Raw genomic sequence first — 7,643 nt, 5'->3', positions numbered from 1 at the left:
TTACACCCTCTTTTTTGTTAATTTAAGTAATACTTTGCTTAAGCTTTCTTCCGTAAGATCCTCTGCATCAGCAAAATCTGATACCGTAAAAGCAGACTCTGTTGTTGGTTTATTTATAAGTTGACGGAGATGCCTTAACATACCATCTGCTATCACTTGAATTTTTAATTTAGAAAACTGTTCCCTACTATACATCCAAATAAAATGTAACTTTTCATCTTTCACCATTCCGATAACATCAATTAGATGAGACGGTTTGGAATCTGGAGCATGATCTAAAAATGTAAATCCTGTCTCTTGCATAAACAAAGAGTCCCTTGAAAACACCTGATCAAATTGGCCCAAATAGTTAAAGCTTATTGAAGGCTTTTGCTGATAAAACGGAAGTAATCCTTTATTCAAGTAACGTAAAATACCATAGTCAACTCCGCGATTTGGAATTCGACGTAATTGTTCTTTGACAGCCTTTAACCCTTCAATAGGTGTCTGAGTTCCTTGAAAATTGAGATGAACGGGATAAATACTCGTGAACCAGCCCACTGTCCTTGATAAATCAATACCTTCAATCATCTCTTCTCTTCCGTGTCCTTCTAGATGAATAGAAACGGTTTGCTGATTTATACAATCAACGATAGCTTGTCCTAATGCCGTTAATAGTACCTCATCAATCCTTGTCTTATGAGTGACTAGAACTTCGTATAACAATGTTTGTGTTTCTTCTATTCCTAGAGTCCTCGTCACTTGATCAATCGATTCTTCTGTTGTTTCTTGTATTGGATAGTCCATTGGAATTTTCATCGTTTCTTTTTCTACTTGTTCATTCCAATAATTTTGTACTTCTTTTGAAATACCCGAATCACTGTATGTCTGGAGTCGTTCAGACCACTCTTTAAAAGATGTACTTTTCGCAGGTAAGCGAACTTCTTGACCTTGTTTCATCTGGTTATATACCACCTGTAAATCTTCCAATAGAATCCTCCATGACACTCCATCTACTACTAAATGATGAATCACCCAGAATATTCGATCATTTCCAGTCAAGTTATCTTCAAAGTACACTACTCTCATTAACGGACCAGTAACTAAATTGAAACTAGCTTGATTAATGTTCATCTCTTCTTGTATTATTTTATTCCACTCTTTTTCATTAACTTGATTACGTTTTACAACATGGAGTACTGACAGCTCATCAGTCCCTTCATTTCTCTGCCTCCACGTTCCGTTTGGTAACTGTTCGTACCGGAAACGTAAAGCATCATGATGTTTCAGTAAATTTAATATCGCTCCCTCTAGTAATTTCACATTCAATCTTTCTTTTACTCTTAAAAGCATTGATTGATTCCAATGCTCTGTATGTGGATGTTCTTGCTCGAAGAACCAGCACTGAATTGGAGTAAGAGGCACATCACCTATCACAATTCCCTGCTCCGCTTGTACTCCCTGCGTTTCTATAGCCACTTGTGCCAGCTCAGCGATAGTTGGGCATTCAAACATTTGCTTTGGAGTAAGTTTTAACCCCACTTGACTTGCTTGAGATATGATTTGAATACTGAGAATCGAGTCGCCACCAATTTCAAAGAAATTATCATAGATTCCCACCTTTTTAACACCTAATACTCGCTTCCAAATGGTAGTCAGTATCTGTTCGTTACTATTCCGAGGGCCAACACATTCACTATTAATCTGCTTTTCCTCTGGCAGAGGTAAGGCCTCACGATCAACTTTACCGTTAGCTGTAAGTGGAATAGCTTCCATCGCCACAAATCCCGAAGGAACCATATAACTTGGTAGTTTCGCTTTAAGATACTCTCTCCACGCATCTACATTTCCATCTCCTACAACATATGCTACTAATCTTTTATCGCCCGGCTGATCTTCTCTTACAATTACAACTGCCTCTGTTACAGATGCATATGTATTTAAAGTAGACTCAATTTCCCCAATCTCAATTCTGAAACCACGTATTTTAACCTGATGATCAATTCTTCCACGATAATCTAGATTCCCATCTGGCAAATACCTAGCTAAGTCTCCTGTCCGGTATAATCTTTCTTTCGGATTACTACTAAATGGATGAGATATAAAACGCTCTGCTGTTAATTCAGGTCTATTTAAATATCCACGTGCCAATCCTGCTCCACCAATATAAAGTTCACCATCAACACCTATAGGAACAGGTTGTTGATAAGCGTCTAGTATATACACTTCTAAATCGGGAATCCGCTTTCCAATATTACTTCTTGAAGCATGCTGCACATCATCTAGAGTAATTGGATAATATGTAACATGAACTGTAGTTTCGGTAATTCCATACATATTAATTAACTGTGGTTTTTTCTCCCCATACCTTTGAAACCACGGTAACAAGCCAATAGGTTCTAACGCTTCTCCGCCAAATGTCACGTAACGCAGCTGCAAATTTTTATTCTTATCTTCTTGTTCACACACTCGTATTAATTGGCGGAATGCGGAAGGTGTCTGATTTAGAACTGTGACTTCTTCCTCCACCAATAATTGATAAAAATCCTTAGGTGATCGACTAATCCAGTACGGAACAACAACTAATTTTCCACCATATAATAACGCTCCCCAAATTTCCCATACTGAGAAATCAAATGCATACGAATGAAAAAGCGTCCAAGTATCTTTTTCATTAAACTGATACAAACAATCCGTCGATTTAAATAACCGTATAACATTGTAATGCTCTATCATAACGCCCTTTGGATTTCCCGTTGATCCCGAAGTATAGATTACATATGCCAGATTTTGGGGACCGATATTAGAAACCGGCAAAGTCTTACTTTCTTTCCCAATCTCATCTTGATCACGATCCAGGCAAATCGACTCAACATTTTCTGGTAACCAGTTCAATTCTTTTAAACTTTCTTGCGTTACGAATAACTGAATGCTAGCATCTTCTAAAATATATTGAAGTCGCTGCTCTGGATATGTTGGATCAAGTGGAACATAAGCCCCACCAGCCTTCAAAATTCCTAAAATACCTACAATCATCTCGAGGGAACGTTCAACGCACAGTCCAACTAAAGTATCAGGTCCTACTCCCTTTTTCTGCAGATAATGAGCTAACTGGTTTGCACGTTCATTAAGCTCCTTATAAGTAATTTTTTCTTTTTCATACGTAACTGCAATAGAATTTGGATAAATCATCGCTTGCCGTTCGAACATTTCATGAATAGTTACTTGAGGTGGGACATCCAGTTTAGGATTGTTGAACTCAACTAAACTTTTTCTTTTATCTTCCTCAGAAATGATTTCTATTTCAGCCACCTTCTGCTTTGGGTTTTCAAAAGTATTTTCTAGTATCACTAGCATAACGTTAAAAAATCGTTCTATCTCTTCCTTAGAAAATAGCTCCTCACGATAATCAATATGTACATGTAAAGAGTCTATATCAATTAGATTTTCAATATGCACTGCAAAATCTTGTACTTCTTCACGGTTTGGAATCCATAGTGAGTCACCACTTTCATCACGATCCCTATAATCAATCGTAGTTCCGAAAAGTCTCACATTACTGTTATTCTCTTTATTAATCTGCTTTAATAACAAATCAAATGGATATTTCTGGTGTCTCAATGATTTACTTTGTTTTCTGGACACCCTACTAATAAATGAAAGTACTTCTTCTTCTGGATCAATATCCATCCTTAAAGGAACTGTACTCACCATCATTCCAATCAATTTTCGTTCCATTTTAGTCATACGATTGCCGTAAGCCATTCCTAAACCAATATCAAGCGATGAGGTCCACCGATACATGGACAACGAGAAAGCAGCAACAAAAAGAGTATATAAACTAATTTTGTAATCTTCAGAAAATTTTTCTGTCTTTCTCTTCAAATGTTCCGTTAATATAAACGTCTCACGTGATGCTTTTGTACTAACTTGGTACGTATTATAAGGCTTCAATCCAGTCACAGATGGCAGTGTTTTAAATTCCTCTAACCAAAACTTTTGATCTTTTTGAAAGCGACTACTATTCAAGTATGTTTGTTCGTTGGTCAGAAATTGAACATATGAATTTTTAATTTCGCCTTCCTCATTCTCGTTATGCATGTCATAATAATATTTTGCAATCTGCTCAGTAAATATTTGAATTGATAAACCATCCATAATAATATGATGAACATTTCCAAAGACTGCACATTCATTATCGTTTAATTTTATTAAAGCGAAATAGTATAAATTTGAATTAAATAATGTAAACGTTTCTTTTGTTTTCTGCTCAATCCATTCCTCAAGCAAATTTGTATTCTCCACATTACTGAAATCAAAAAACTCAAATTCTTGTTCTTCATGTTTAGTAAAATATTGTTTCGGTTCCTGATGCCCATTTTCTTTTAACCTAATGCACAGACCGTCATTTTCACTGATAACGCGATTCACAACTTGGTTTAATTTTGAATAATTCATTTTTCGATGAAGTTTAAATAAAAATCTTAAATTACATATTCCTTTATCAGAATGAACGACTTCTGTATACCATATTCTTCGCTGCGGATGGCTTAATGGATAGCATTCCTCATTGGTCATAAAAATCTTCCCTTCAAAAATTATTTGCTCTTATAGGTTCGTGTTTATGTTTAGCCCATAAATATTTCTGCAGTGAAACTCCAATTACTCCAATAATAACAAGCCCAATCCCTCCATAAACATAGAGTTGAGTTACTCCAAACAAATGCACTAATGGACCACTAAGAGCAGGAGAAATAATTAGAACTGCGTTTGTTAAACTGCTTTGTATACCAAATACTCTTCCTACTTGATCTTGATCGGATTCTATTTGTAAAATGACTTGATTAGATACAAGCATCAGCCCACTTCCGATACCAGCGATAAAACTAATTAAATAAGCTAAAACGAAGACCGTACCGGGCGTTATCAAACCAATCCCCCCAAAACCAATTCCCATTAAAACCATACCTCCACATACTACCCAGCCATATTGAAATTGTTTTAATTTCTGAGTTAGTAATGCACCAAGTATTCCGCCAAGACCAATAATAGAAATGATATATCCCATTTTACTTTTATCATGTGGGAATAAGCTCTTAAATAAAGTTGGGAATTGTGAGTCTACTAATTGTAATACTGCCATGGCTATTGTAACGAAAATCATGGTTGATAATATTATCCGATTAGATAACACATAACCCCACCCTTGTACCCAAGCGGTCCAAGTACTTTGTTTTTGCTTTTCAACAAATTCTTTCGATATAGTTTCTTTAAATTTTATTGTGGGTATCAGAACTAAGGTAGCTAATAAACAACTTATAGCTCTTATAATGAGGCAGAACTCTGGTTGAAACCAGCTCAGCAACATGCCCCCTATAAGTGGGCCTACTATCTTTGTACCCTGCTCTACTATTCCGTTGATACTTACTGCTTTAGTAAGCAAGTCCGGGGATACAATCTGTCTTGTTAGTGTTTGCTGTGCAGGATAATAGAAAACAATAAAAATGGAACGAATCATTAATGCCACTAAGAGCCAGTGGATATCTTGTACAAATAAAAGAGCAATTGTTATTAGACCAACCATTAGATTACAGAACATCATAATTGGAATTTTTCTAAAACGATCCGCAATAACACCTGCCCATGAGCCAAAAATAATTCCAGGAAGTGCATATGCAACAGGAATCAATCCAATCATAGTAGGATCTACTTCCCATTCAAACCCAACTATAGTCATAATCGCTAACATATCAATAAAAACACCAAGCATAAGCAATGAATAGGCAGAGAAAACTTGTAAATAAACCCTATTTCCTAATAGGCCTTTTGAATCAGTAGTTTTCATAAAAGCAAGCTCCTTAGGTTACTAATATAAACGCTTTTGCGTATAAGGTACCTCTTTATTAAACCTAATTAATCATTATTGACATCTCACCTAGAATTTAACTTCGTCAAAACTCAAATCGGTATTATTTTTCGTATATTTAAAATAGTCAGACAAACGAAAGCGTACCTATTCCTTCATTTTTATATCAACTGTTACAAAATATATCTTTACCTTACACTAATAACAGCTAAACGTTGCCTTAATATAACCCTTTACAGTCGTTTACACATTCAATTCACATCCTTTTTAAAGTTGGCTTTTTTCTATCTCAAATACTATCACACAAATATTTCACCTACTATATTCATAAAGTTGAAATATTTGAATCAGAAAATTCGGATAAAAAACCAAATCCACAAATCATAGCAAACTATTATTTAGTTATATTTTCATTTTATAGATAGCTTTAACCATAAGGGTATTAAGAATTAAGTTTTTTAATTTTATTAACATAATAGTTTAAAGAGACCGTAAATCCAACTAAACAAAAAAAATATACAATAAAGTATATTTTTTCTAATCCTACATATTTTCTATGCAAATTAATTCCAATAACTAAAGTTGATAATAAAAATATAATATTACCAATCACTAATGTACTCATAACAAGAATTGAATAATATAGTATTAATACTTCTGCACCTACTACCTATTTTATTTATTGGATATTTATACTTCAAAAAAATTACACATCATTCACAATTAAGATACATACCCAAAATATGATTTGAACGTTTTATTATATTTTAAGATAATATAAAATCAGTTTTTCTATAAGAGAACTTAATTTTTATGTAGTACGAAACTGTTAGTAATACAGTATATACTAATTTAGTTATAAAAAACATTTAAAGACCACCTATTTCCATAAGTGATCTTTCTTTGTGATTCTGTATTTGTGCACTACTGTAGAAATATATCGTAGAAACGCTTTGTTTGCTAAATGTTTAGTTCTTTCTATTTACTAAAAAACATAGCTTTATACACTTAATATCATATTCGTTAAATTGCAAACTATTATTTTATCTTCTGTACAGGCAAACTACTAAAAATTAATTCAGCAACTTTTACATATCCTTTTGAGTTTGGATGAATTAAATCCTTAGACCAAAGCGTATTGTCATTAACTAAATGATGATTCCAAAAATCAACATGATGAAGCTTATACTCTCTGCTCAGTGAATATATAACTTCATTTACCTCTAATAATTGTTCTTTTATTACTTGTTTTTTTTCAGAAGCAAAAGGAAGCCTAACTGTAAAATCTGGAAGGTTTGCTATAATAATATCAGCCCCTGCTTTACTTAATGTATTTATCATAAATTCCATATCGTTCTTATATGCATCATGATTCCAACGTCCTTTTAAAACATCGTTTGCCCCTGCAATGAGACTAACCAAATCTGGATTAAAAGTTAACGCCTTTTCCAATTGCTGCGAGCGAATTTCTTTAGTTACTAACCCACGCTTTGCAAAATTGGCATATTCTATATCGTTTTCACACAGTTGAACAAAATGATCTACCCAACTTTTTAATGCAATTCCCTCAACTTTATCCCCTATCCCCTCTGTAAAACTATCACCAATTGCTACAAATCGCTTCCACATATGTATTCCCCCTTTATTATTAACCATATCTATACTATACAATAGCTCACACCGTAATTGTTATTTCTAAGTGGTTTTCGATTTCAATTATATTCCACTTTACTATATTTACATTTAGAATCCAAAATTGACCGATTCCTAAGTATACTTAGGAATCGGTCATATTCAT

3 protein-coding genes are annotated in these 7,643 nt (G+C 34.0%); all 3 read right to left on the bottom strand.

The window, feature by feature from the left end:
• The gene (locus AC241_RS12220; protein WP_050843622.1) at positions 1 to 4,557 is read right to left on the bottom strand and encodes a non-ribosomal peptide synthetase; all 4,557 of its coding nucleotides are present in this window, start codon (positions 4,555 to 4,557) and stop codon (positions 1 to 3) included.
• A gap of 13 nt (positions 4,558 to 4,570) precedes the next feature.
• Positions 4,571 to 5,824, bottom strand: coding sequence for an MFS transporter (locus AC241_RS12215; protein ID WP_050843619.1), 1,254 nt, complete (start codon positions 5,822 to 5,824; stop codon positions 4,571 to 4,573).
• Positions 5,825 to 6,883: 1,059 nt separating this feature from the next.
• Positions 6,884 to 7,474, bottom strand: a complete 591-nt coding sequence (locus tag AC241_RS12210) for an SGNH/GDSL hydrolase family protein (protein WP_043938099.1) — start codon at positions 7,472 to 7,474, stop codon at positions 6,884 to 6,886.
• Positions 7,475 to 7,643: the final 169 nt, after the last annotated feature.

The organism is Bacillus thuringiensis, from assembly GCF_001182785.1.
GTDB classification, from domain to species: domain Bacteria; phylum Bacillota; class Bacilli; order Bacillales; family Bacillaceae_G; genus Bacillus_A; species Bacillus_A thuringiensis_S.
Note: the sequence above shows the minus strand (reverse complement) of the source record. Positions and strands in the feature narration are given on the sequence as shown.

What these genes read in the sequence shown, in the direction of transcription:
- AC241_RS12220 (WP_050843622.1), bottom strand. Translation starts at nt 4,557, where the DNA reads ATGACCAATGAGGAATGCTATCCATTAAGCCATCCGCAGCGAAGAATA.
- AC241_RS12215 (WP_050843619.1), bottom strand. Translation starts at nt 5,824, where the DNA reads ATGAAAACTACTGATTCAAAAGGCCTATTAGGAAATAGGGTTTATTTA.
- AC241_RS12210 (WP_043938099.1), bottom strand. Translation starts at nt 7,474, where the DNA reads ATGTGGAAGCGATTTGTAGCAATTGGTGATAGTTTTACAGAGGGGATA.